This window comes from Pseudomonas sp. MIACH (assembly GCF_001269925.1).
Classification (GTDB): domain Bacteria; phylum Pseudomonadota; class Gammaproteobacteria; order Pseudomonadales; family Pseudomonadaceae; genus Aquipseudomonas.
This window is the reverse complement of record NZ_LHVO01000033.1, coordinates 72,177-95,864: the sequence shown is the minus strand read 5'-3', so window position 1 is coordinate 95,864 and position 23,688 is coordinate 72,177. Positions and strand designations below refer to the sequence as shown.

The following is a 23,688-nucleotide window of genomic DNA, read 5'->3' as shown; positions in this document are numbered from 1 at the left end:
CAGCGCTCTCAAACGCCCGTTCTCAAGGAGCCCGCATGAATACCGTCGCCCATTACTTCCTGTTGTACGTCGACAGCCCGGCCACCAGCGCCAACTTCTATAGTCGCCTGCTGGACAAGCCACCGGTGGAGCTCAACCCGACGTTTGCCCTGTTCATTCTCGACAATGGCGTAAAGCTGGGGCTGTGGTCACGTCACACCGTGGAGCCGGCGGCGCAGTTCACGGGGGGTGGCGGTGAAGTGGGTTTCTCGCTGCCCGACACGGCGGCCGTGGACGCGCTGCACGACCTATGGGTCGAGCGAGGCGCCCGGATTGTCCAATCACCGACGGCTTTGGATTTCGGCTACACCTTTGTCGCCCAGGACCTCGATGGCCACCGCTTGCGCGCGTTTAGCCTGAACGACTGACCGCCAGCGCCCCTCCAGGCTGATGGCCGCCACACTGGCCAGCACGATCACAGCGCCCAGCATCACCTGCAAGGCGATGTGTTCGCCCAGCAATGTCGCGGCCATCAGCATCGCCACTGGCGGGATCAGGTACATCGCCACCGACGCGCGACTGACCTCCACATGTTTCAACACGTACCCCCAGGCCAGATACGCCAAGGCGCTGGGAAAAATACCGAGCACCAGCACCGCCCCGTTCTCCGCCAACGGCGCCTGCACCACCGCAGCAGACAGGCCCGGCAGGTTCACACACAGCATCAGGGTGCCGGCCCACACCATGTAGCACGCCATGGTCAACGGACTGTAACGGTGGGCATAGTGTTTCTGCAGAGCGAAATACACGCTCCACGACACCGCCGCCAGCAGGATCAACAAGCCACGCGGGTCGATCTCTCCCAGACCCTGATCCCCCCAGATCACCACCACTACGCCGAGCAGCCCCAGCAATACGCAGCCCCAGCGCCAGGCGCTGACCCGCTCCTTCAAGCAGAAAAACGCGATCAGCACACTGAACAGCGGCGCCGACTGCGCGAGCACGCTGGACGCCGCCGCCGTTACCCATTGCTGTCCGTAATTGATCGCAGTGTGATGCAGGAACACGCCGAAGAACCCCAACACCAGCAACCAGGGCACATCGCGCAGGTGCGGTCGGCCGATGCCCATCACCAGCGCCACACCGCCCATGAACACCGACGCAATCAAAAACCTTAACAACGCCAATTGGCCGGGGCTGTAGCTGTGCAGCCCCATGTGCACGCCAATCGGCGAATAGGCCCAACACAGGATGACGCTGGCGATGACTAGCGTAAGCTTTACGGGTGAAGGGCTATTCATCGACGGCGTCCAGAAACTGGGAAGGAGTGCCGTCAGTCTTGGCCCGAGTAAGGCGCAGGACAATTAACCGTTTCTGACTTCTGCAATCACTGGAACTGAGCAATGGAACTGGCCCAACTGAAAATGGTGCGAGCCGTGGCGCAAACCGGCAGCGTGGCCCAAGCAGCTGTAATGCTGCATTGCGTGCCGTCCAACGTCACCACGCGCATCAAGCAGCTGGAAGGTGAGCTGGGCACCCCCCTATTCATCCGCGCCGGGCGTGGGCTGGCCATCAGTGCCGCCGGTGAGATTTTCCTGGATTACTGCGAGCGCATTCTCGCGCTGGTGGATGAGTCCAAACGCGCCGTGGACGCCAACGCGATTCCCCGTGGCACCTTGCGGATCGGCGCGGTGGAGTCCAGCGCCAGCGGGCGTTTGCCGCCACTGCTGGCGGAGTATCACCGGCGCTATCCCAATGTCAGCCTGGAACTGGTGACGGGTGCCTGGGGCCCCTTGCTCGACGACCTGCAACACCATCGCTTGGACGTGGCGCTGGTAGCCGCCGGCGACAAGCGCCCCAAGCTCGAACACAGCGTGGTCTACAGCGAGCGCCTGGTGCTGATCGCCAGCGCGTCGAGTGCACCCATCAATGGCGCCAAGGACCTCGCCGGCCGCACCTTGCTGGTCTGGCCACCCGGCTGCCCGTATCGCGCGGCACTGGAAAACTGGGTCAAGCCCCATGACTTCAAGCCGAGCATCGCCAGCTATGCCAGTTGGGGCACGATCATCGGCTGCGTCAGCGCCGGGATTGGCGTGGCGTTGGCACCGGAAGGCATCCTGGCCCGTTATGAGCAGGCCACTCAGCTGGCGTCTTATCGATTTGAAGAGCTGGCGGCCGTGGATAACCTGCTGTTCTGGCACAAGGACACCCAGCGACATCTGGCCAGGGATGCATTCGCCGGGCTGTTGCGGGAGACGTTCGGCTAACTCGCAACATGTTGTTTCGGTTATCCTCTCGCGAAATTAATTCAAAATGTAAGGGACTACCATGAATTACTTCCGCTTGTTGTTAGCGGCAGCCGCCCTGAGCCTGCCTGCTGCACCCGCCGTTGCTGCTGCCGCGCCTGCCCCCGTTGAAGCCAGCGCACCCGCCGAAACGGCGGAACACTTTCTGGCGTCACTCAAGCAAAAGACCGGCACGGTCACCCTGCCCAGCGGCATTGCCACCCTCAAGCTCAACGACGAGTTCTACTACCTCGACCCTGCCGATACCGAGCGTCTGCTGACCGACGGCTGGGGTAACCCGCCGGGCTTCAAGACCCTCGGCATGATCGTGCCCAAAGCCGTCAGCCCGTTGTCGGAACGCGGCTGGGGCGTGATCGTGAGCTACAAGGCTGATGGGCATATTTCCGACGAAGATGCGGCAAAAATCGACTACGCCGACCTGCTCAAGCAGATGCAGGAAGAAGATGAAGCAGAGAACCAGGAGCGCCAGAAACAAGGCTACGCCGGCCTGCATCTGCTGGGCTGGGCCGAGCCGCCACACTACGACGACACCACCCACAAGATGTACTGGGCCCGCGAACTGAAAGCCGACGACGCCGACCAGACCACCCTCAACTACAGCATCCGCGTGTTGGGCCGTGAAGGGGTGCTGGAACTCAATGCCGTCGCCGCCATGGCCGACCTGGCCACCATCAAACAGGAACTGCCCAAGGTCCTGGCTTTTACCAACTTCACCGACGGCAACCTCTATACCGACTTCAACCCGAAAACCGACAAGCTCGCCACTTACGGCCTCGCCGCGTTGGTTGCCGGCGGGATTGCCGCCAAGGCCGGGCTATTTGCCAAGATCGGTATCTTCCTGCTTGCCGCGAAGAAGTTTCTGGTGATCGGTGTGGTGGCGCTGCTCGCCCTGATTCGCAAGCTGTTCAACCGCAACAAGGCCTGAACCCCAGACACCAAAACGCCGCAGCGTGCCCGGCACACTGCGGCGTTTTGGCGGATGACTCAGTTAGGCGCGGCCAGGCGACTGTATTGATCCTGGCTGATCCAACCACTGAACGAGCGGTCCTCGGCATTGATGAATTCGACCTGGGCCCAGCCGTCCTTGAAGGCCAGCACACCGACCACATCGCGCTTGACGATATACGGACGCTTGGCCGCCTTGGCGCCTGGGGTTTTCAGCAGGTAAGCCTTGTCGGCAGAGACCGTCACCAGGCCGATCCATTTTTTGCTGGCGGTCTGGGTCAGGTCCAGGCCAGTGGCAATCTCCGGCATCAGCACGTTCATGCAGCCTGGGTGCTGGCGGCCCTCTTCCACCGTCAGGGTGACGCCATCGGACGAAGGCGCCACGCTGCCGGGATGAGCCTCATCGAGCCAAGTGGTGAGCGCCTCAGGCTTGCCTTGCAGATAAAACGCGCAACTGCGGGTGACGCCCTCGCCCATGGCTTCCGAATAGAACCCTTCGACCTGATGCTCCGGCGTCACTGCCAGCATCAGCCCTTCGTACTTGCCCGAATGCAACCCAGCCGAACCAGCCAAGGCGGGCCCCACGGCGCACAACGACAACACACCGATTGCTAGAAAACGGATCATCCTATTTTTTCCCTTCAAGTTTTTCGTAGGCTTTCTGCATAAGGACGTCGTAGTTGCCGTAGTCCTCGCCGTTATAGTTACGCGCCATGCCGGTAAAGTCCTTGGCTTTCATGGCCTTCATCAATGCCGGGCTTTTGCTGCAAAAGCCCAGGAACGCTTTTAGTTGGTTGCCGGCATTCACTTTTAATGCCGCCGAAAACTCAAACACCGTCTTGTAACCGCACGAGGCAAAGTTGAAGCCCATGATCTGGAACATGCCCCACGAAGCTGACATGAGTGCCGCTTCCTGATCCAGAGCAAACGCGGTGGCCATGGTTTCCCACGCCTTGGTCTGGTCCTTGTTGTTGGTCTGCCACTGCGGCCCGGCCTTTTTCTTGTAGGGGTAGGACAGCAGCGGATGCGCCTGGTCGTAGATGTGCTTGGTGTACTTGCGAAACAAGTGCCCTTCAAACGCGATCACCGGCAACTTGGCCGGGCCGAACCCCGAACGCCCACCGGACTCGACGGTGGCGAAGGCCTTGATGATATTCACCGAAATACCGCTGCCTAACTGCGTGGCGGCGTTCTGGAAGTCCGTCTCGCTGAGCGTCATACCCCCGTCGCACGTGGCCTGGAGCATTAATTGCCGGTTACGCCGCTCGGCCTCGATCATCGCGCGCATGCGCTCCAGGTACACATTGACTGTGGCCTGCACCGCATCGCCCTGGTTGTTGCCAAAGGCGTTGAGAAAAGTGGGAATACGCATTGCCGGAAAGGCCTTCACCGGCACTTTCACCGCTTCCTCGATCAGGCTGTTGAAGGTGCGACCGGTGGGATCGATCACGCCATCGGGGTGAGCGTATTTGAGATGGCGGAATTGGTACTGGCTGATGCACTGCACCAACTGGCCGTCGCATTTACCGTTTTCGGCCAGCGGGAAACCCATCTTGGGAATGATCAGATTGAATAAATACTGGATGCACTGCACATCGGCGGGCAAGTTGCGGGCTTTACCCGGAGCGCCTACCGAAGCACTGATAAGACGAGGTAAACCTTGCAGGCTTTTCATCACAGACATCCTTGTTAGTTAAAGAAGTGATAGCACTTCAATATCAAGTCGACGCCCTTGTCATATTATGAAACAAGTGGCCGGCGGAAACTAACAAGGCGGTTTGGGGTTGTCCAGAGGGGGCTTGGAAAGTTGTGAAACAGCCGTCATCGACTGCGCAATAAAAACATCGGCAGTTGACTGGAAATAAGTCATTTGGATTTGAATCGAAGGGGGTATTGCAAGGAAGAGCGTTATGGAGGCAACCCCACCAGCCACACCCCGGCACACAATGTTCCCGCTGTGGCTGCTGCCTTCCGGCTCTGACCAGGTTCACGGGTAATCGTTGCGGGGGGACCGATGGGGTCACCATCCTAGAGCTTCCAAGCGATGCTCCGTACGATTCATCACCATCACGCGGATGTGAATTTGGCGTCATTGTAAGGCGTGTGAAGGGGCGCCGCGCAAGCCATTTGTATCACCTATCTGCCTCCCTTTTGTACCACCTGAAACCCAAAAAGCCGAGCCGTTTCTTGAAACCTAAAGCCCAGCCCTGCCGAAATCAAATTACCGCTTTCCTCGCCTTTACGACCTCCAACCCCGCATGCGCAACCCAAGCTCGAAACTTAGTACCGGCAATTCTCTTCGTTGCGTCAGCCCAACGCGCCCCATAGGCATCGCGAAGCACTTCACCGACAGACATCGCGTCTGAAGAGCTATTCGCCTTTAATAAACTAATCGCAGCGGCGCCACCTGGCACACAGTGTAAAGCTTCCAGTAGCGCATCCTGCATTGATTCTGGATTTAACAGCTTGGATGCTAAACTCGTATTAACAAGTTCGTTTTTTACATCTAAAACGCCCAATAGTATTAAATCATTTTGAGCCTTCTGCTCTACAGAACTACTGAATGTCGAAGGGGACAATGAAACCCTACTGCGCAAATATTCAAGGGCGGGTTGTGGACTACACTGAGGAAATGTCCTAGTCCGCCTTCCGGGCTCAATCCTACCAAGAATATTGGTGGAGGGAGTGGTTTTCGATGGGCCTAGGAACTGCCCCCGAAGCTGCATCAAGCCTGAATAGTCCAACCAAGAAATGAAAGACAGGGCATATATACGCCAAGTATTGTGCGTAGCTTCCAATGCTGGAAACAAGGCGGGCATTTCTCGAGCGAGTGTATCAATGCTAATTTCCGGAATAGACGCAAGACCAATAACCTCTTGAATCTTAGTAAATACCGTATGACGTTTCAGCGCTTTCGCAACGCGAGCCCTTAAATCGGACTCAACAATGACGCCCGACCTAAACTGCTCCGCCAACAGCATCGAACCTGATTTAGGCACTAATATACCTAACTGACGCAGCTCTCTAGACGTATTGAACACCACGTGCAGGGACATAGACAAGTGCTGAGCAGCTTCAGCGGCAGTGACCTCGCCACCTTTAGAAACCAAGTATTGTAGCAGCTTGGAAGTTGAAGGCGGGCGCATCCGCAGGATATAGGTATCTTCTACAGCAACCTTACCACTAATTAAAAACTCCCGAAAAATATCCCAATAAACATCGACTCTTTCACCAACACGGACAATTAAACGCTGGTCAACTAGAGACTGAATTACATCAGGACTCACTCGTTCAACAATATCACTAACCAAAACCGGAGCTTCTCGTGCAATGGTCTTCAGCGCATCAATTTCTGCTGACTGCAAACCCGCCAAATCCTGTTCGAACAGCTCCTCAATATTCAAAGACTCAGACAGCAAAGTCTCTTCGGTCGTCCCCGCTTGCAGCTGCTTCAAAATGTGGCTTGCGAGCTTTTTAAGCAGCCATGGCAACCCCTGAGAATACTCCCTTAATCGCTGTTTAAGATCCGTCGACAATGAAGTTTGTGCTGCCTTCGCCAAACGCGCTAAAAGAGTACCAACATCTTTCGGACCGAAGGGCTCTATAGAAATGACATTTGCCACACCGCGAATCTCGTCTCGCAATCGATAAGGGTAGCTCTCTGTAAGGCCTACCAAATCTGTCTTCCAAGAGAACCCCAGTAAAATAGGGACCGGCAGTTCCCTAACAGCCAAAGCTAGATCGCGAAACTCTTGCGTTAACCTTGGATCCCTAAATACGTTCTCAAACTGATCGAAAAAAATAGCCAACGGCGCATGAGAACTCCATACACATAGCCTTATGGTACTGATTGCACTTTGAAGTGAGGCGAAAGAAGACTCTACTGGTAGGACAAGATTACCTTTCGCCTCTGCTTGCGTTAAAGCCCGGCGCAAAGCCGCTGCAACATACGCCGGAGTAGTAGCAGTTCGTGTATCGAAAACCACAGCTGCGCCACCACTTTTCTCCGCCTGATGAGCTAGGCGCAAGGCGAGTGAGCTTTTGCCCCAACCTGACTGAGCATTCAAGACAACAACACTACCTTTTAAACCGGCATCTTCACTTGCCTTCTTAATCCGCTGTAAAATATCTTTTCGACCCACGAAAAATTCAGGGGCTGCGGGAAACTGATACTCAAAATCTTCCCTACTCCCCACTACTGTCACTAATGCTGGAGCTTCCACGCTTGCGGAACTTGGAATTACTTGGGATGTGGCGTCGCAATCATGTACAGGCAAGCCAGCGCCGTAGTCACTTGAACCAAGCAAGTTGACACTTTCTAAATCTAAAGGAGCGCCGCCGGACCGGAATAAAATTTTAACCGGCATTCTTGTAGTAGGATCCAATTGCTTCGCAACTGTGTACAAGCCAGCTTCAGTGATAAGAACACCATAATCCGATAGAATTGCACCACTCTCAGGGGTCAACTCTTTTACCCAGCGGTTTCTCAATACAAGCTGATATATGTCAAGAACGGTTATCAAACGAAAACGCGGGTCTGCGCCTTCTATTTTTTTCGCCATTCGATTCCCGTCCGCAGTTAGCCCGGGAATTGCAACAAACCATCCATGTACAGCTGGCTCATCAAGTCGGGCCGTAGAAAGCTTCCCGTAAAAATTACTTAACTCCTTTAACTGGAGCGGTGAACTATAGGCTTTACATTCAGCAATTGCCGACTCCCTGGACAAAACAATCTTGGTAGATATGTCAAGCTCATACCCATTCTGACGTACGTTGAGGTTCTCCGTCCGTGGTTCTTCACAACCGTATGCACCAAATAGCTTCGCGACAAACTTCTCAAATAAATGCCCCCTAGCGGTTGCTTGAGACTGGGGGGTGTCGCCCTTAGCTACAATAACGATTCTGGGCGGCGAAATGTCGAATGCTGGTGAATGGTCGGTCATGCGTGCCTCTTGATCCATCAGAGTAAAGATTACCTACTGGTAAGCGGCATCTAACCACAAGAGACGCCTCCGTACGATAGAGGAATGGATGTTTATTCTAAGCTAGAGCCATCCGTTTCGTTCTTCAGCTTCTCCTTTAGCGGAGAGGACTCTTAGCAACGCGACGACGGACGAGAGCCCAACCACTTGTGACTATTTTTTGAGCAAAAATCTATATCCCATTTAGTAATATTTGCTTCTGCTTATTCCCCCCCCTGGGGAGGTGGAAAACGCCACGACATCGGGGGAATGCTCTATCTCAATACACACGTCTGGTCGTCACTACACTCCAGGGTCCGGAATCTATTTCCCCGTTGATAAAACGGAATCGAAGCGCCCCCTCTCCGCCTGACCTAGCTCAGTAAGTACACCTTATGAGCTAAGCCGGGAGGCGTTTGACGATGATGAAGATTCGGCGTCTCCACGCTAGCTCAGATGTGTTGATTTTATACGAGCCATGTCGTAGATTTGCGAGCTAACGTTCTGAGCCAGGTAAACCCGTCCATGTCCGCCACCATTGCCTATGCCCGCGTCAGCTCCGATGGTCAGTCCGTCGAGGCACAGCGCCACTCTATCAACCAGCGCTACAACGTCTCGGATGACGGCTGGTTCACCGACGAAGCCACAAGCGGCACAACGAAGGCTTTGCATCGGAAAGGCTTCTCAGCGCTGTTCAGCTACGCAAGGAAAGGCGACATCGTTGTGGTCTCCGCAATTGACCGACTGGGGCGGAGCACAATCGACGTTTTGGAGACGGTCGAAGCACTGAAGTCTAAGGGAATCACGGTTATATCCATGCGGGAAGGCTTCGATCTATCCAGCCCTACGGGGAAATTAATGCTGACACTCCTGGCCGGCGTTGCCGAATTGGAGAGGGAGAACATCCGGGCCCGACAAATGGCCGGCATTGAGAAAGCCAAGGCTGACGGTCGAAAGCTGGGTGCTCCCAAGAAACACGACGACCTGGCTATTGCCGCATGGAGGAAGGAGACAGGCTCAAGCATTGCAGCTACTGCTGAGCACTGGAAAGTTTCGATAGCCACTGTTAAACGGGCTTGCAGAACTTCCCAAAGTATCGCTTGAGTGCGCTCATAAGTTCCGCTCAGAGGGACGTCAGCTATCACGAGCAACGACGCTTCAGGTTTCACCGGATCAGTCATGGAAGCGGTCTTGAGCATGTTGTAATGCTGACTAGCTTCGCCGCTGACTACCTAGACGGTCTCCAGTCCTGTAGGAATAGACAATCCCGGTTCCGGGATCGTTGATGTCGACGCATAACTGAGGCCCGTAGCTACATGGGTTACAGGTCACAGACTGAACGTTATCACACTTCCTAAACAGACTGTTTCGGAACCTTCAAGACTGCTAAAAATGGCTCTCCCAAAACCTGGGCGGGGCCCAAATGTCGAAGAAAACCGCCCAGCCAAATCCAATGGCGCAACGCTCAAGAACGTGAGGCGGGTTGTCAGCCGACGTAAAAATCTAGAGTGTGAAGGCCGAAGCTGGAGGTTTAGATGTGCATCCATTTCAACTGGTAATTGATGAGCTCAAAACTGCTGGGGTTAAAATCAGCGGTGGTGAAAGTGCTTACAAGCTTCTTCACAAGCTTTGCATCTATAAGGCTCTTCAAATGAATGGTTCTGCGCTCAGAGCAGCAAAGAACGGTGGACTGCCAAGAAAGAAGGTCATAACCCAGGCCAAGCACCTGCTCGAGGAATATCTCAAAACGGGCCTGATAGTTCTCCCGGTGCACATGAAGGCCCGTGGTTCAGAACACAAGTACAAGCACGACGGTGACGCTACTGCTAACCGTAATCTCTGGCGCGCCGGGTGGAGGGCGCCAGCCCCCCAGGACAACACTCATCACGGGCTCAACACCGTCAAAGGCTAGGCAGGCTACCAGGAGCTGCCGGTCCGTCCATTTTTCGGTTTGTTAAGGTTGGCAGCTTTCCGGTCGATATTTCGCCCTTCCTTGTACTGGTGACATCCGTCACCGCACCCAGCTCTGGCGCAATCGTCCTTAGTGCAATCCATTACTCACGCCGGCATGGCACCTGCATTTGCTATCACTGGATAAGGCTCCTGTCGCGCATCAACTTTTCCTTTCAAGCAAATGCGTGAAAAGGGCCAAATGCACTCAGACAATTGGCAGAATCTCCACCTTCGCACAACACCCCGCCGATTCCTCTGTAACCCTTGGCCCTGCTGGGCTTCAGCCAATAAAGCGGCAATTAACGCCAGTCCTTGTAGAAAGCACCCGTCGCCCCCTTAAACGATCTAGGGGGAATTAGGGCCCTTCCTTGTGTAACCCGCACCGGCGTCCCGTCCGGCTGCACCTCAAAACCCAACTTCTGCAAACCATTGACCCTGCCTGGAACCCCATGGCGGGGCTTTGGCGTTCGCTATCACTGGACCTCTATCCCATGAAACAACCCGTGCGCCTTGTGCGCCTCAATCTACACCTACGTGCGGACCACATTGCCCGCCTGACCTGTCTTGCCACTGCTATCAGTGGGCGTAAAGGGCGCGACACACGGCTTGCTGAAGCCCTGGAGCTGGCTCTGGTCACTGGCCTTACGTGGAGCGACGCAGACATGCTCGAGCTCCTCAAGTCCGACCTGGAGGCGCCTTACTGGCGCACCCTGGGCTCAGTTGTGCGGAGTCGCTGAATGGACGCAATTAACATGAATGTTGACCTTGCTCCGCAACGCAGCGACCAAGACACTAACACTCGATTCAAACCAACAGCAGGCAGACCGTCCATCGCTGTCACCGTCGGGAACCACATGTACTTTGTGGACCCAAATACCGGTCTAATCCTCCACTCCACTCGCAAGCTTCCTAGGCACAGAGTCGTAAGTAGGATCGAAGTTTACGTAGGTCTCGACACCAAGCTCCCGACACAAGCAAGGGACAGTGAGGAACTTATTGAAGCTCTGATTCCATTTGACGCCTGGCTAAACAAAAAGTACTTCAGCGCAAAAAAAGCACTTGACCTGCTTCGTACCTGCGCCACAAAAAATGCTGTTTGCACGCTGAGCCACCTTGCTCAGAACCTGTCTGGAAGAAACTACTGGTTCGGCCGCATTGAAGATCTGGCAAAGGCTTTGGACACACCACAAAGGTCGGTTGAGCGCGCGCTCAAGGACTTGGAAAGCATGAACATAGTGAAGCGCAAGGCCCAAGGACGCCAATGGCCAACACGTATCACGGTTCATCCCTGGTACGCCTGGAGAGGCGACCTCCAAGGCCGTGACGCTGCGTACTCGGATTGGCTTGGCATTAGCCCCGCCGAATTTGGCGGTCGAACTGGCCTGTAGCCCTTGTATTACGGGACCTCAATTTCCTGCTAGATATTATATAAGCAGACAACTGAGGGCAGGCGTGAACCGGGCAGTAGCGCAGCTGCTGTTTGGGTCTATCGAGCCTGACCAACAATCCCGACCAGCTAAGGGGACAAGGTCGTTAGTTTCCAACCAAAGTAAAAACTCAGTCTTTCTTTCTATGGGATTGACTACGAACACCACCCTCTAAGCCTTCCTTACTTGTTGGTCGTCCTCGCTGGGCAGCCGACAGCAGCTTCGCTACTGCCGTCTACCACGGCCGCCCCTGAACTTCCCCCAACGATAACCTGGTCTTTCACCGTAGCGGTCCACCTGTACCTATGTCGGGAATTGGTCCGGTGCGCTTTACCCCTCAACGTAAAACTCCTCACGTCTAGCAGCCGACTTCTTCGGTAGCTACCAAAACACCATTATCAAAGGACATCAATCCATGACCACGTACATTGCTTACGTCGACGGCGCCTGCCCGAACAACGGTAAACCGAATGCCAAAGCAGGCTGGGGCGCCTACATCACCAACGCCGAAGGAAAGACATTGAAGCTTGCCGCTCCGGTCCCCCGTGGCCAGCCTCAGACCAACAATAGAGCCGAACTGCTGGCAGCCCTGGAGGCACTGAAGCGTTGCAATAACCCAATGCCTATCACCCTGTACAGCGACTCCCAGCTTGTGGTCAAAGGGGCAAACGAATGGCTGCCCAACTGGAAGGCCAAGGGCTGGAAGAACAGTAGCAAGAAGTCTGTTGCGCACCGCGACCTATGGGAGCAAATCGACCAGCTCATAGAGCAACGGGAGGTGACTTTCGTATGGGTCGAGGGGCACACCGGCAACCGGGGCAACGAGGAAGCGGACACGCTGGCCTGTCGTGGAGCCAACGGCGAGTACGTCCATGAACTGACCGTGGCGGGCGAGGCAGCGTAAACACTGACGGGGTGGATGGGGCTTCTGTGCCCATCCCCCTGTCGTTTTCGCTAGGGCTTCAGTGCAGGACAGCGTCAGTGCCCTTCAGGTTGCGCTCCATGTAGGCCTGCATAACGTTAGACTTTTCAGCCACGACCAGCTCCAACTGGGCGGCTAAAGCAGAATCCCCCGCCGCCTTCGCCATGTCATAGGTCTTCAGGGCTTCGCCGTACTCACGACACAGCCGCTCCATTACTTCACGGTGGGCGTCGGCCTGTCTCTCATGTTCGGTTGTTCCCATGGCAGCCTCCATTGCGCTTGCGTGCGGCCCGACTTACAGAGGAAGGTGGGCCATACTGCTAAAGCTTAGCTGCTGATAGCGACTCAAGAAACTGGGCAATGTTTGCCTGCACCGAACGATTGAGCGACTCCTTTACGCGCACCAGACCGGAGAAGGCGTAGCCCGGTGGAACAGTGCCCTCGGTGTAGACCTCCTTTTCAAACAAAGTCTTCCCTGTGCGGCGGCTGACAACGCTGTAACGCGCCCGTGCCGGTGTGACCATAGTAATGCCGCCCGCAGGGGGATCTAGCTCAAGCACCTTGACGAAGATATTGACCTTTTCCGGGGCGTCGTCGCTGAACACCCCAGCCTTGTCTATCGCTTCCACCAGCGACTTCTCCCACAGGATGGGGAAACCTTCGCCGTAGGTTGGAATGTCGCCCTTGACTTCGCTGGGTAGGCCATAGGAAACCGAAACGGCCTTGAGTTCTAATGCTTGCTGGGTAGTGGCCCGCTGGACGCCTGGAACTGAGAAGTTCGTCGGTGGCGCTGTGACGCAACCAGTTAGTGTCGCTCCCAGTAAGGCGAGTAGTGTGATTCTCTTGAGCATGTCGAAGTCCCTTTCATAGTTGCCCGGATGATACCGATACATTTTGGGCGCGTCCTACAACATCAACGGACATGACGCTGACGAGATAGAGCGGGCTCACAAAAGCATTGCCCCGAACCAACCCGCTAAGGCTTCCTGAAGCACACTGGAACACCCGGACAGTATTTCATCCAGCCACCGCCTAGAAAGACTCAAGGGTCACCAGCTCCATTACGGGTGCCAGTACGTCCGGCCTGAAGTCCTTACCATAGCGACCAAACGTGATGCCTCCAGCCTGATGCCCCAGCAGCCCACCGACAAGTGACTCAGCGACCCCCTTTTGTTTCAGATGGTCAGCCAAAGTGTGACGGAAGCTGTGGAAGTCCTTCTTGGCAGCGTCATCGCGGAAGCCCAACTGTTCACGCACCCGAGTAAACCACTTCGACGGCGCAGCACTGTATCCGTGCTTCTTATGGCAGGTCAGCTCCGGGAAAACACGTTCGTTCCCCGCCTCTTTCATCTTCGTCACGTACTCCAGGAAACCCAATGCTAAAAGTTTGGAATGCACCGGAACAAGTCGCTCGGATGACGCCGTCTTGAGCTTCTGGTCCGGCCTTGTAGCTCGTATGTGGATGCAGGCGATACCGTCGATGGTCACCACGTCGTCAGTGTAAAGCTGGCACAGTTCGTTAAGCCTGGCCCCCGTGTAGAGCCCCAGGAGGGGGAGCCAGTATTGATTTGGCTTAGGGCCACGGGCGGGTGCATACGTCGCAACATTAAACAACGCCTTCAGGTCATCAGTACTGAAAGCGCTTCGCTCCTCGCTGACCTTGCGCCGTATACGCACACGGAGACCATCGAACGGATTGCGACTGCAATAGCCTTCCCTGACCGCATACGAAAAGAAGGTCGTCAGGTTCTTCACGTAGTTGTTGAAGGTCGTCACGCTGATGGTCGTAGTCGCCTCCGCGATGGACTGCTCCAGTGGTTGGTCCGGCAACTGATGCAGGCGCGGGGGGAGCTTCAGCGCCGTCTCCCGGAACAAATGAGCGTCCTTCCGAGTTATCTGGTCGATAGGCATGTCGCCAATGATTCGGGTTAGCAGCACGGCGACCGCACGCTTGTCATCCAGCGACTTCACCGCAACTCCCTCCCGGCGCTGGTGGGCTAGTTGTTCGTCGACCACCGCAAGAAAGCCAGGCGATTGCTGCACAGACCCATCTGCTATCACTGAGGGCGGTGCTGTGGGGGCCTGTACGGCGATTGGGGGCGCTTCCCTCAAGACTTCAGGCGAAGACATAGGAACGCCAAGCAACTGCTGCTGACGCAGCCACGACGCCCAACAGGCGAGACGCTTGCCGCCTGCCTCCCATGCACCGCGCAGACGCTCAACACAGGGTCTACTTCCCTGGAACGCTTGCGTGAACAGACCTTGGACCTGGGCCAGAATGTCACGCCCACGAATCAGCGCCTCCCGCTTGCAACGGGTTTGCAGGGAGCGACGAATTTCTCTTTGGGGGAATAACGGACGAATGACATCCGGCACCACGATTCGGAAGTAGTAGACCGAGTGGCGGGACAGCAATAGGTAGGACGGGATGGTCGACACGGATGTATCACTCCTTGTACCACCGCGTGGTAAAGGGTGAAAAACCGTTAAAAATCAATCACTTAGATGATTGGAGGCAACCCCACCAGCCACACCCCGGCACACAATGTTCCCGCTGTGGCTGCTGCCTTCCGGCTCTGACCAGGTTCACGGGTAATCGTTGCGGGGGGACCGATGGGGTCACCATAACGACGCTGGCCTCTCGGCAAGCGGGGCCATTGTACCGATCTCATCGGAAGTTACAACCGTTGGTGACGGATTAAAAATATGAAGGGGTTCAAGCACTTGCCATGGCCGTCAGCATCTACGCCATCCCCTTTGGGAGGGGACTTGCCCCGATAGCGGTCTGCCAGCCAATAAATCAGTGACTGACCCACCGCTATCAGGGGCAAGCCCCCTCGCACATTGGTTCATCATTGTGCCTGCAACACCTCATCCGCCCGACCGCCCTCTTCCTGGATGACCAGGTGAATAAAGTGCAGCTTGGCAATCACCGCCGGTGGCAGCACGAACGGGTAAAAATCGGGCTGGCCCATGGCGCGGGACAGTTCATTGAGCATGCCGGCCAGTTCGATCCAGGCGTTGACGAAGGACAGGAATGCCACGCCGCCGGGATGTTCAGGGTCGTAGAGCGTGGTGAGGGGGAATGGCTGGTAATCCAGGTCCATCTCACGGGCGCTCATGCCAAAGCCCAGGGCGGTGTCGACGGCGTCCATCATGTGCAGGTAGTGGGCCCAGGTTTCGGCCCAGTCCTCCCAGGGGTGCATGGTGGCGTAGGCACTGACGCAGGTTTGCTGCCAGTCGGGGCGTGGGCCGTTCTGGTAGTGCTGGTCGAGGGCGTCGGCGTAACTGGCGCGTTCGTCGCCGAACACCTGGCGAAAAGGCTCCAGCCAGTGGCTGTTGGCGATCAGGCGGTCCCAGTAATAGTGGCCGACCTCATGGCGAAAATGGCCCAGCAAGGTGCGGTAGGGTTCGCGCATCTGCACCCGGATTTTTTCGCGGTGGGCGTCGTCGGCTTCCTTGATGTCAAGGGTGATCAGACCGTTGGCATGCCCGGTCATGGGCGCGTTACCTTCAAGGTCGATGCCGACGAAGTCGAACGCCAGACCAATGTCCTCGTCGACGCTTTTGGGCACCACTTGCAGGCCCAGGCTGATCAACTGCGCCACCAGCCGACGCTTGGCGGTCTCCACCTTGCGCCAGCGCTCGGGGTTCTCCGGGACCGACAGGTCGGGAATGGTGCGGTTGAGGCTGCACGCCACACACAGCGGCGCAGTGCTGTGGGCGGGAATCAGCCAGTTGCAGGCCGCCGCAGTGTCGAGGTTGGCACAACGGCGAAAAGCGCCGGCGTCGAGGTTGTCGTCTTGCAGCCAGGTGCCTTCCACGGGCCCAGGCTGCAGGGAGGACAAGCGGCTTTGCTGCGGCTGATAACCCAGCAGCGCCTGGCAAGCCAGGCACTGGCTGTTGCGAAAGAACAGCGATTGCCCGCACCGACACTGCCACACCTTGCTGTTGCGCGAGGTTTCGGCCATGAACGGTGCGGCGATGCGCGAACTGAGTTGCTCGAAGTAGCGGAACATGGCGATCTCTCTCTGGGTGACTGAGACTAGATCATTTCGGACTCAGGATCGTTCCACTTTCTTCAGGGGCTGCGTCCCAGCGCGGCGAGGGGCAAGCCCGCTCACCACAGGCGCCGCGTCAGACCGAAATATTGTGTTTGGCAAGGAACGCGACAAAGGCCTCTTCGTCCAGCACTTTCAAGCCCAGTTCGCTGGCCTTGGCCAACTTGGAGCCGGCACCCGGCCCGGCCACCACGCAATGGGTCTTCGCCGACACGGAACCGGCCACCTTGGCGCCGAGGCTTTCGAGCTTGTCCTTGGCCACGTCGCGGCTCATCAGTTCCAGAGAGCCGGTGAGCACCCAGGTATGCCCCGCTTCGGGCAGGCCTTCGACCACCTTCTTCTCGCTCTGCCAGTGCATGCCGAAGTCCTTGAGCTGCTGCTCAATCGCCACGGCGCGGCTGGCGTTGTCCGGGTTATCAAAGAAGTCGCGCACAGCCTTGGCCTGCTTCTCCGGCAGCGCCTGGCGCATGTCGAGCCAGTCCGCCTTGATCACGCCCTCCAAGCTGCCGAACTTATCCGCAAGTTTCTGCGCAGCGCCAGGGCCCACGGAGGGTACGTGCAGCTTGTCCAAGAAGCCGCCCAAAGTGGTACTGGCGGCGAACTCGGCGCTCAGCTCACCTTGATCCTGCAATTGCAGGCCGCATTCATCCGGCGACAACAGCGCGCCGATCACGTCCTGGTTGTGGCGGTCTTCAAAGAAGCTGTGGATCTCGTGTGCGACTTCCAGGCCCACATCCGGCAAGTACGTCAGCACTTCCGGCAAGGCCTTCTGCACGCGCTCAAGGGACGCCAGGGAGCGCGCCAGCACCTTGGCGGTCTCTTCGCCCACATCGGGAATGCCCAGTGCGTAAATAAAGCGCGCCAGGGTCGGGGTCCTGCTGTTTTCGATCGCAGTGATCAGTTTCTTGCTGGAGATATCGGCAAAGCCTTCCAGGTCGATGATCTGCTCATATTTGAGTTTGTAGAGGTCGGCCGGCGAACCGATGAGTTTTTCATCCACCAGTTGCTCGATGGTTTTGTCACCGAGCCCGTCGATGTCCATGGCCCGGCGCGAGACGAAATGGATAATCGCCTGCTTGAGTTGCGCACCACACGCCAGGCGCCCGACGCAGCGGTACACCGCGCCTTCGCTGACGGTTTCCTTGCCCTTGCTGCGCTTGACCAGTTGCGTGCGCTCCACGTGGGAGCCGCACACCGGGCAGCTTTCGGGGATCTGCACCGCACGGGCGTGTTCCGGGCGGCGCTCGGTGACCACAGAGACCACCTGCGGGATGACATCCCCGGCACGCCGGATGATCACGGTGTCGCCGATCATCAGGCCCAGGCGCGCCACTTCATCCATGTTGTGCAGGGTGGCGTTGGACACGGTGACGCCCGCCACCTTGACCGGCTTCAAGCGCGCCACTGGGGTTACGGCGCCGGTGCGGCCGACCTGGAATTCCACGTCGAGCAGTTCGGTAAGTTCTTCCATGGCCGGGAATTTATGCGCGATGGCCCAGCGCGGTTCGCGGGCGCGGAAGCCCAGTTCACGTTGCGAGGCAATGCTGTTGACCTTGAACACCACGCCGTCGATTTCATACGGCAGGCTGTTACGTCGCTCGCCGATATCGCGGTAGTAATCCAGGCAATCCTGAATGCCCTTGGCCAGCTTCAGCTCATGACTGATGGGCATGCCCCATTTCTGCAACTGCTGCAGGTTGCCGATATGGGTATCGCTGATGTCGGTGGTCACGCCATAGCAGCAGAATTCCAACGGACGGCTGGCGGTGATCTTCGAATCCAACTGGCGCAGGCTGCCGGCCGCAGCATTGCGCGGGTTGGCGAAGGTCTTGCCGCCGACCTCCAGTTGCGAGGCGTTGAGCCGCTCGAAGCCGGCCTTGGACATGAACACTTCGCCACGTACTTCCAGGGTCGCCGGCCAGCCGCTGCCCTGCAGTTTCAGCGGGATATTGCGCACGGTGCGCACGTTGACGCTGATGTCTTCGCCGGTAGTGCCGTCGCCTCGGGTGGCGCCGCGCACCAACTCGCCGTCCTGGTAAAGCAGACTGACCGCCAGGCCATCGAGCTTGGGCTCGCAGCTGTACTCCACCGCCGCGCCACCGCCAAACAGATCGCCCACCGGCAGGTCGAGGCCCTCGGTGACCCGGCGATCAAACTCCAGCATGGTGGTTTCATCAAACGCGTTGCCCAGGCTGAGCATCGGGATCTCGTGGCGCACCTGGGTAAAAGCGGACAACGCCGCGCTGCCGACCCGCTGCGTCGGCGAATCCCGCGTCACCAGGTCCGGATGCTCGGCCTCCAGGGCCTTGAGCTCGTGGAACAGCCGGTCGTACTCGGCGTCCGGAATGCTCGGCTCGTCGAGGACGTGGTAACGGTAGTTGTGCTGATCCAGTTCAGCGCGCAGTTCGAGGATGCGGGTGTGGGGGGCGGTCATGGGTGTTCTCTCATAAAGCAAAAGAGCAGCCGAAGCTGCTCAAATGTTGGTGCGCTTATTCTAATGACAACGCTGGAAACCAATCCTCAGCGTTTCTGTGTCAGGGCGCGACGCTCGAACTCGACGATGCGCTGACGGTAGTGTTCGATGGTCTGGGCGGTCAGGACGCTGCGTTGGTCGTCCTTAAGCTCGCCGTTGAGCTCCTGGGACAGCTTGCGGGCGGCGGCCACCATCACGTCGAACGCTTGTTTCGGGTGACGCGGGCCCGGCAGGCCGAGGAAGAAGCTTACGGCCGGGGTGCTGAACAGGTCGATGTCGTCCAAGTCGAAGGTGCCTGGCTTGACCGCGTTGGCCATGGAGAACAGCACTTCGCCGTTGCCGGCCATGCTTTCGTGGCGGTGGAAAATATCCATCTCGCCAAAGCGCAGGCCGCTTTCGAGGATGTTCTGCAGCAGGGCCGGGCCCTTGAAGCCGGCGGCGTCGCGGCAGATCACGCTGATCACCAGCACTTCTTCGGCGGCCGGCTGATCGTTGACCGATTGGCGCGGCGCGTTCTTACCGGCGTTTTCATCCGGGAAGTCATCGTCACGGCTGCTGAAGCTCGGACCTTCATCCACATCGAGGTTGAGGTCACCCTGATGGGGTTCGGCAACGCCGGCGCTGGCACGTTTGCCACGCTTGGAAGAGGGTTCACGGGCTTCACGCAAAGGCGCGCTCATGGATGGCAGGTCATGCTCGTCCAGTTGCGGCTCTTTATGGGTATCCAGCACACGGGGCGGCCCCAGCAATTCGGCGCTGCCGTCGTCGTCGGGCAAGTTGGACAGGTTGCGGTCCAGACGGAATTTGAGCTTGCCCTTGCCACCGCGCATGCGGCGCCAGCCATCAAAAAGAATACCGGCAATGACAATTATGCCGATGACGATCAGCCACTCGCGCAGACCGATTTCCATGTAATCCCGTGCCTCTAATAAAAAATGCTGAAAAATAAGGGGTTTAGCACCGTGCAAACCGCTTTAAAACGTGGCGCCAACTCTATGTTCTGACTGACGTTTTGCCCACGCATACGAAAAATTGACATTAAACTAGCACGACCAAAGATAACTTTACACCGTCTGTCAAAATGCCTTGAACAAATATGTCCATTTGCCACTTTCGTCAGACCGGTAAATCGCCCTACAGCGCGCTAGGATTTTTCTGTGCTGCCGGGGCTTAGGATTCCACCATCGCCATCGCTTCTTCCACATCCACCGCAACCAATCGTGAACAGCCCGGCTCATGCATTGTCACCCCCATCAACTGATCAGCCATTTCCATGGCGATCTTGTTGTGGGTGATATAGATGAATTGCACCGTCTGGGACATCTCTTTGACCAGTCGTGCATAGCGTCCAACGTTAGCGTCATCCAGCGGAGCGTCAACTTCATCGAGCATGCAGAACGGCGCCGGATTCAACTTGAAGATGGCAAATACCAGGGCCAATGCGGTCAGGGCTTTTTCGCCGCCGGACAACAAATGGATAGTGCTGTTCTTCTTACCCGGAGGCCGCGCCATGATCGTTACCCCTGTATCGAGTAGATCTTCGCCCGTCAGTTCCAAGTAAGCGCTGCCACCACCGAAAACTTTCGGGAATAACGCCTGTAAACCGCCATTAATCTGATCAAAGGTATCTTTGAAGCGGTTGCGGGTTTCCTTGTCGATCTTGCGGATCACGTTTTCCAGGGTGTCCAGGGCTTCCACCAGATCGGCGTCCTGGGCATCCAGATAACGTTTGCGCTCGGACTGCTGCTGGTATTCATCGATGGCGGCGAGGTTGATCGCGCCCAGTCGCTGGATACGTGCGGCAATCCGTTCAAGTTCTTCTTCGGCTTCTTTCTCGTTGGCCTGGGCGGTCAAGGTGTTGAGCACGCCGTGCAAGTCGTAGCCGTCTTCGAGCAACTGGTCTTGCAGGGTCTTGCGGCGCACGGTCAGGGCTTGCCATTCCATGCGCTGTTGCTCGAGCTGGCCGCGAATCAGCTGGGATTGCTGCTCGGCCTGGGTCCGGCGTTTTTCTGCATCGCGCAGTTCGCGGTCGGCGTCTTCGAGGGCGATCTGTGCGGTCTTGAGCTCTTCGTCGACGGTCATGCGCTTGTCGAGCAATTCTTCAAGCTTGAGGCGCAACTCTTCCAGCGGTGCTTCGCCCTCCTCCAGGTTGAGGCTCAGTTGCTCGCGTTTTTCGGTCAGGCGTTCGGACTGCATCTCCAGGCGCTCAAGGGCCTGGGCCGTGGACGCGTGCTGGGCCTTGAGCGAACCCAGGCGCACTGCCAACTGATGGGCGTGATCCTTGTGCTGGCGCGCTTCCTGGCGCACGCGGTCGAGGCGCTCGCGCAGGCTGTCGCGCTGAGCCAGCAGCAGTTCGCGCTGCTCGGTGTCCAGGGCCATGCTGTCGAGGGCTTCCTGCAATTGCAGGCGCGCTTCGCCGATCTGTTCGTGCTCCAGGGCGCGCTGCTCGCCCATCTCGGCCACTTCCTCGTCGAGGCGGGTGCGACGCAGGGTCAGTTGCTCGGCCTTGGCCTTGCTCGCAGAGAGCTGCGCTTTCAATTCACCTTGCTGGCGCGCTTCGTCCTGCAACAGGCGGCGCAGGTGTTCACGGCCGGTCTCTTGCTGGCGCTGGGTGGCGCGCAGGGTTTGCAGTTCGGTTTCGAGGCTTTCCAGGGTGGCTTCGCGCTCTTCACGCTCGGCGATCAGCTTGACGATTTCCTGGCCACGGGCCAGAACGCCGCTTTCCGCTTCGCTGGCGCGGCGCACCCGCAGGAAGTGGCGGCCGACCCAGTAACCGTCGCGGCTGATCAGGCTTTCGCCGCCAGCCAGCTGACCACGCTGGGCCAGGGCCTGCTCCAGGGAATCCACCGGCCTGACCTGGCCCAGCCACGGCGACAGATCAATCGCCGCCTCGACCTTATCCAACAGGCTGCCCGGCACTCGCGTGCCATCAGCGGCGGGGCTGAGCAGGCGCAGATCACCCTGGGCAAAACCGGCCAGGTCAAAGCCGCCAAAATCATCCACCAGTACGGCTTGCAGGTCGGCGCCTAAAACGGTCTCTACCGCCAGCTCCCAACCGGCTTCAACTTTCAAGCCTTCGGCCAAACGCGGACGCTCGGCCAGGTGCTGATCACGCAGCCATTCGGCGGTGCCGGTGCCTGGGTCCAATGCTGCTTGCTGCAAGGCTTCAAGGGACGCCAGCCGGCCATTGAGCCGCTGCAAATCGCCCTGGGCCTGCTGCTGGGCCTGGCTCGCCTGTTGCAGCTGCTGACGCAGTTGCTCCAGGCGCTCCACTTGCTGTTCTTCGCTGGCTTCCAGCTCTTCCAGGGTCATTTCGCTTTCGGCCAGTTGCTCGCTCAGCTCCATGATCGCTGCGTCTTCCGGGTCGGCGGCGAGCAGCACGCGCTCTTCCTGCAGACGACGCTGGCGCTCGGCCAGGCGTTCCATGCTGGTTTCCAGTTGCTGGATGCGCGACTGCTGCACCTCGGCCTGGCGCCGCGGTTCGGCGGATTGCAGGTTGAAGGCGTCCCACTGCTCCTGCCAACCGTGCATGGTGGTTTCGGATTCTTCCAGCGCAGCGGCGGCCTCTTCGGCGGCGGCGTTGGTGATTTCCTGCTCGGGGGTGAGCATGTCCAGCTCTTCACCCAATGTCAGCAGCAAGGTGCGGTCGTGGCCCAGGTGCGATTCGGTTTCCAGGCGCGCGCGTTCGGCTTCCTTCAAATCGTCCTGCAACTGGCGCAAGCGCTGCTGGCCGTGCTGGATGCTTTGCTCGACCCGGGCAATATCGCCGCCCACCGAATAGAAGCGGCCCTGCACCAGATTGAAGCGTTCGGACAGGTCATGGTGCCCGTCGCGCAGGCGCTCGATGGCGGCGTCGGCATTGCGCTGCTCGGCCACCAGCGCTTCAAAGCTGATTTCCTGGGTGCCGATAATCGCTTCGCGCTGGCCCACCTGTTCATTCAGCGCCTGCCAACGCAGGGCCGACAGTTGCGCCTTCAACTGGCGCTCTTCGCCCTTGTATTCCTGATATTTCTCGGCGGCCTGGGCCTGGCGGTGCAGGCGCTCCAACTGGCGCTCCAGCTCTTCGCGCAGGTCGGTGAGGCGGGCGAGATTTTCATGGGTACGGCGGATACGGTTTTCGGTCTCGCGGCGGCGCTCCTTGTACTTGGAGATGCCGGCCGCTTCCTCGATAAAGTTGCGCAGGTCTTCGGGCTTGGCTTCGATCAGCTTGGAGATCATGCCCTGTTCGATGATCGAATAGCTGCGCGGGCCCAGGCCGGTACCGAGGAAGATGTCGGTAATGTCCCGGCGTCGGCATTTGGTGCCGTTGAGGAAGTAACTGTTCTGGCTGTCGCGCGTCACCTTGCGGCGGATGGAGATTTCCGCGTAGGCCGCGTATTCGCCGATCAGGGTGCCGTCGGAGTTGTCGAACACCAGTTCGATGCTGGCCTGGCTCACTGGCTTGCGGCTGGTGGAGCCGTTGAAGATGACATCGGTCATCGACTCGCCACGCAGGTTTTTTGCCGAGCTCTCGCCCATCACCCAGCGTACGGCGTCGATGATGTTCGACTTGCCGCAGCCATTGGGCCCGACCACTGCCGCCATGTTACTGGGGAAGTTCACCGTGGTCGGGTCGACGAAGGATTTGAACCCCGCCAGTTTGATGCACTTGAGCCGCACGT

General features: G+C 57.9%; 18 protein-coding genes and 2 other RNA genes. 7 read left to right on the top strand and 13 right to left on the bottom strand.

Going from position 1 to position 23,688, the window contains the following annotated elements; all coding sequences use genetic code 11:
- The first annotated feature begins 35 nt into the window (after window positions 1-35).
- The gene (locus AD670_RS13560) at window positions 36-407 is read left to right on the top strand and encodes a VOC family protein (protein WP_053132883.1); all 372 of its coding nucleotides are present in this window, start codon (window positions 36-38) and stop codon (window positions 405-407) included.
- On the opposite strand, the gene AD670_RS13555 is transcribed toward AD670_RS13560, so the two are convergent.
- Window positions 321-1,280, bottom strand: coding sequence for a DMT family transporter (locus AD670_RS13555; RefSeq protein ID WP_053132880.1), 960 nt, complete (start codon window positions 1,278-1,280; stop codon window positions 321-323). The genes AD670_RS13560 and AD670_RS13555 overlap by 87 nt on opposite strands.
- 102 nt (window positions 1,281-1,382) lie before the next feature.
- Here AD670_RS13555 and AD670_RS13550 point away from each other — a divergent pair, with 102 nt between their 5' ends.
- Both AD670_RS13550 and AD670_RS13545 read left to right on the top strand, forming a co-directional pair.
- Window positions 1,383-2,246 (top strand): LysR family transcriptional regulator, encoded by an 864-nt coding sequence (locus AD670_RS13550; protein ID WP_053132877.1) that lies wholly within the window; start codon window positions 1,383-1,385, stop codon window positions 2,244-2,246.
- Window positions 2,247-2,307: 61 nt separating this feature from the next.
- Complete coding sequence (locus tag AD670_RS13545; RefSeq protein ID WP_053132874.1) at window positions 2,308-3,210, top strand: DUF2167 domain-containing protein; 903 nt, start codon at window positions 2,308-2,310, stop codon at window positions 3,208-3,210.
- Window positions 3,211-3,269: 59 nt separating this feature from the next.
- Here the strand turns inward: AD670_RS13545 and AD670_RS13540 are convergent, their stop codons facing one another.
- The 4 genes from AD670_RS13540 to AD670_RS30920 all read right to left on the bottom strand — a co-directional run bounded on the left by AD670_RS13540 (window position 3,270) and on the right by AD670_RS30920 (window position 8,173).
- Entirely contained in the window at window positions 3,270-3,857 is a 588-nt protein-coding gene (locus tag AD670_RS13540) for a hypothetical protein (protein ID WP_053132871.1), read from the bottom strand.
- A 1-nt stretch (window position 3,858) separates the two neighbouring features.
- Entirely contained in the window at window positions 3,859-4,905 is a 1,047-nt protein-coding gene (locus AD670_RS13535) for an N-acetylmuramidase family protein (protein ID WP_053132868.1), read from the bottom strand.
- 245 nt (window positions 4,906-5,150) lie between these two features.
- Window positions 5,151-5,247, bottom strand: an RNA gene (gene ffs / locus AD670_RS30925) — signal recognition particle sRNA small type.
- 199 nt (window positions 5,248-5,446) lie between these two features.
- Window positions 5,447-8,173, bottom strand: coding sequence for a restriction endonuclease (locus tag AD670_RS30920; RefSeq protein ID WP_172681473.1), 2,727 nt, complete (start codon window positions 8,171-8,173; stop codon window positions 5,447-5,449).
- A 543-nt stretch (window positions 8,174-8,716) separates the two neighbouring features.
- Between AD670_RS30920 and AD670_RS13525 the strand changes: the two genes are divergently transcribed.
- The 4 genes from AD670_RS13525 to AD670_RS13505 all read left to right on the top strand — a co-directional run bounded on the left by AD670_RS13525 (window position 8,717) and on the right by AD670_RS13505 (window position 12,475).
- Entirely contained in the window at window positions 8,717-9,295 is a 579-nt protein-coding gene (locus AD670_RS13525) for a recombinase family protein (RefSeq protein ID WP_053132862.1), read from the top strand.
- 433 nt (window positions 9,296-9,728) lie between these two features.
- Window positions 9,729-10,103, top strand: a complete 375-nt coding sequence (locus AD670_RS13520; protein ID WP_053132859.1) for a hypothetical protein — start codon at window positions 9,729-9,731, stop codon at window positions 10,101-10,103.
- 778 nt (window positions 10,104-10,881) lie between these two features.
- On the top strand, window positions 10,882-11,532 hold the full coding sequence (locus AD670_RS13510; RefSeq protein ID WP_256243904.1) for a hypothetical protein: 651 nt from the start codon (window positions 10,882-10,884) through the stop codon (window positions 11,530-11,532).
- 454 nt (window positions 11,533-11,986) lie between these two features.
- Window positions 11,987-12,475: a ribonuclease H gene (locus AD670_RS13505; protein WP_053132856.1), complete on the top strand. Its 489-nt coding sequence runs from the start codon at window positions 11,987-11,989 to the stop codon at window positions 12,473-12,475.
- Between the two features lie 58 nt (window positions 12,476-12,533).
- Here AD670_RS13505 and AD670_RS13500 read toward each other — a convergent pair whose 3' ends face one another.
- The 8 genes from AD670_RS13500 to smc form a co-directional block, all read right to left on the bottom strand.
- On the bottom strand, window positions 12,534-12,755 hold the full coding sequence (locus AD670_RS13500; protein WP_053132854.1) for a hypothetical protein: 222 nt from the start codon (window positions 12,753-12,755) through the stop codon (window positions 12,534-12,536).
- A gap of 58 nt (window positions 12,756-12,813) precedes the next feature.
- A complete protein-coding gene (locus AD670_RS13495; RefSeq protein WP_053133373.1) occupies window positions 12,814-13,344 on the bottom strand; it encodes a hypothetical protein in 531 nt (176 codons plus the stop codon).
- Between the two features lie 181 nt (window positions 13,345-13,525).
- Complete coding sequence (locus AD670_RS13490) at window positions 13,526-14,932, bottom strand: site-specific integrase (protein WP_053132847.1); 1,407 nt, start codon at window positions 14,930-14,932, stop codon at window positions 13,526-13,528.
- Window positions 14,933-15,012: 80 nt separating this feature from the next.
- An RNA gene (ffs, locus tag AD670_RS30915) (signal recognition particle sRNA small type) lies at window positions 15,013-15,109 on the bottom strand.
- Window positions 15,110-15,345: 236 nt separating this feature from the next.
- Window positions 15,346-16,512, bottom strand: a complete 1,167-nt coding sequence (locus AD670_RS13485) for a putative zinc-binding metallopeptidase (RefSeq protein WP_053132845.1) — start codon at window positions 16,510-16,512, stop codon at window positions 15,346-15,348.
- Window positions 16,513-16,630: 118 nt separating this feature from the next.
- Entirely contained in the window at window positions 16,631-18,988 is a 2,358-nt protein-coding gene (ligA, locus tag AD670_RS13480) for an NAD-dependent DNA ligase LigA (protein ID WP_053132842.1), read from the bottom strand.
- Window positions 18,989-19,074: 86 nt separating this feature from the next.
- Window positions 19,075-19,938, bottom strand: a complete 864-nt coding sequence (gene zipA / locus AD670_RS13475; protein ID WP_053132838.1) for a cell division protein ZipA — start codon at window positions 19,936-19,938, stop codon at window positions 19,075-19,077.
- 259 nt (window positions 19,939-20,197) lie between these two features.
- Complete coding sequence (gene smc / locus AD670_RS13470; RefSeq protein ID WP_053132834.1) at window positions 20,198-23,686, bottom strand: chromosome segregation protein SMC; 3,489 nt, start codon at window positions 23,684-23,686, stop codon at window positions 20,198-20,200.
- Between the last annotated feature and the right edge of the window lie 2 nt (window positions 23,687-23,688).

Coding starts and splice junctions, on each gene's coding strand:
- AD670_RS13505 (WP_053132856.1), top strand. CDS start 11,987: ATGACCACGTACATTGCTTACGTCGACGGCGCCTGCCCGAACAACGGT.
- ligA (WP_053132842.1), bottom strand. CDS start 18,988: ATGACCGCCCCCCACACCCGCATCCTCGAACTGCGCGCTGAACTGGAT.
- AD670_RS13560 (WP_053132883.1), top strand. CDS start 36: ATGAATACCGTCGCCCATTACTTCCTGTTGTACGTCGACAGCCCGGCC.
- AD670_RS13500 (WP_053132854.1), bottom strand. CDS start 12,755: ATGGGAACAACCGAACATGAGAGACAGGCCGACGCCCACCGTGAAGTA.
- AD670_RS13555 (WP_053132880.1), bottom strand. CDS start 1,280: ATGAATAGCCCTTCACCCGTAAAGCTTACGCTAGTCATCGCCAGCGTC.
- AD670_RS13540 (WP_053132871.1), bottom strand. CDS start 3,857: ATGATCCGTTTTCTAGCAATCGGTGTGTTGTCGTTGTGCGCCGTGGGG.
- AD670_RS13510 (WP_256243904.1), top strand. CDS start 10,882: ATGGACGCAATTAACATGAATGTTGACCTTGCTCCGCAACGCAGCGAC.
- AD670_RS13535 (WP_053132868.1), bottom strand. CDS start 4,905: ATGAAAAGCCTGCAAGGTTTACCTCGTCTTATCAGTGCTTCGGTAGGC.
- zipA (WP_053132838.1), bottom strand. CDS start 19,938: ATGGAAATCGGTCTGCGCGAGTGGCTGATCGTCATCGGCATAATTGTC.
- AD670_RS13495 (WP_053133373.1), bottom strand. CDS start 13,344: ATGCTCAAGAGAATCACACTACTCGCCTTACTGGGAGCGACACTAACT.
- AD670_RS30920 (WP_172681473.1), bottom strand. CDS start 8,173: ATGACCGACCATTCACCAGCATTCGACATTTCGCCGCCCAGAATCGTT.
- AD670_RS13545 (WP_053132874.1), top strand. CDS start 2,308: ATGAATTACTTCCGCTTGTTGTTAGCGGCAGCCGCCCTGAGCCTGCCT.
- AD670_RS13550 (WP_053132877.1), top strand. CDS start 1,383: ATGGAACTGGCCCAACTGAAAATGGTGCGAGCCGTGGCGCAAACCGGC.
- AD670_RS13485 (WP_053132845.1), bottom strand. CDS start 16,512: ATGTTCCGCTACTTCGAGCAACTCAGTTCGCGCATCGCCGCACCGTTC.
- AD670_RS13525 (WP_053132862.1), top strand. CDS start 8,717: ATGTCCGCCACCATTGCCTATGCCCGCGTCAGCTCCGATGGTCAGTCC.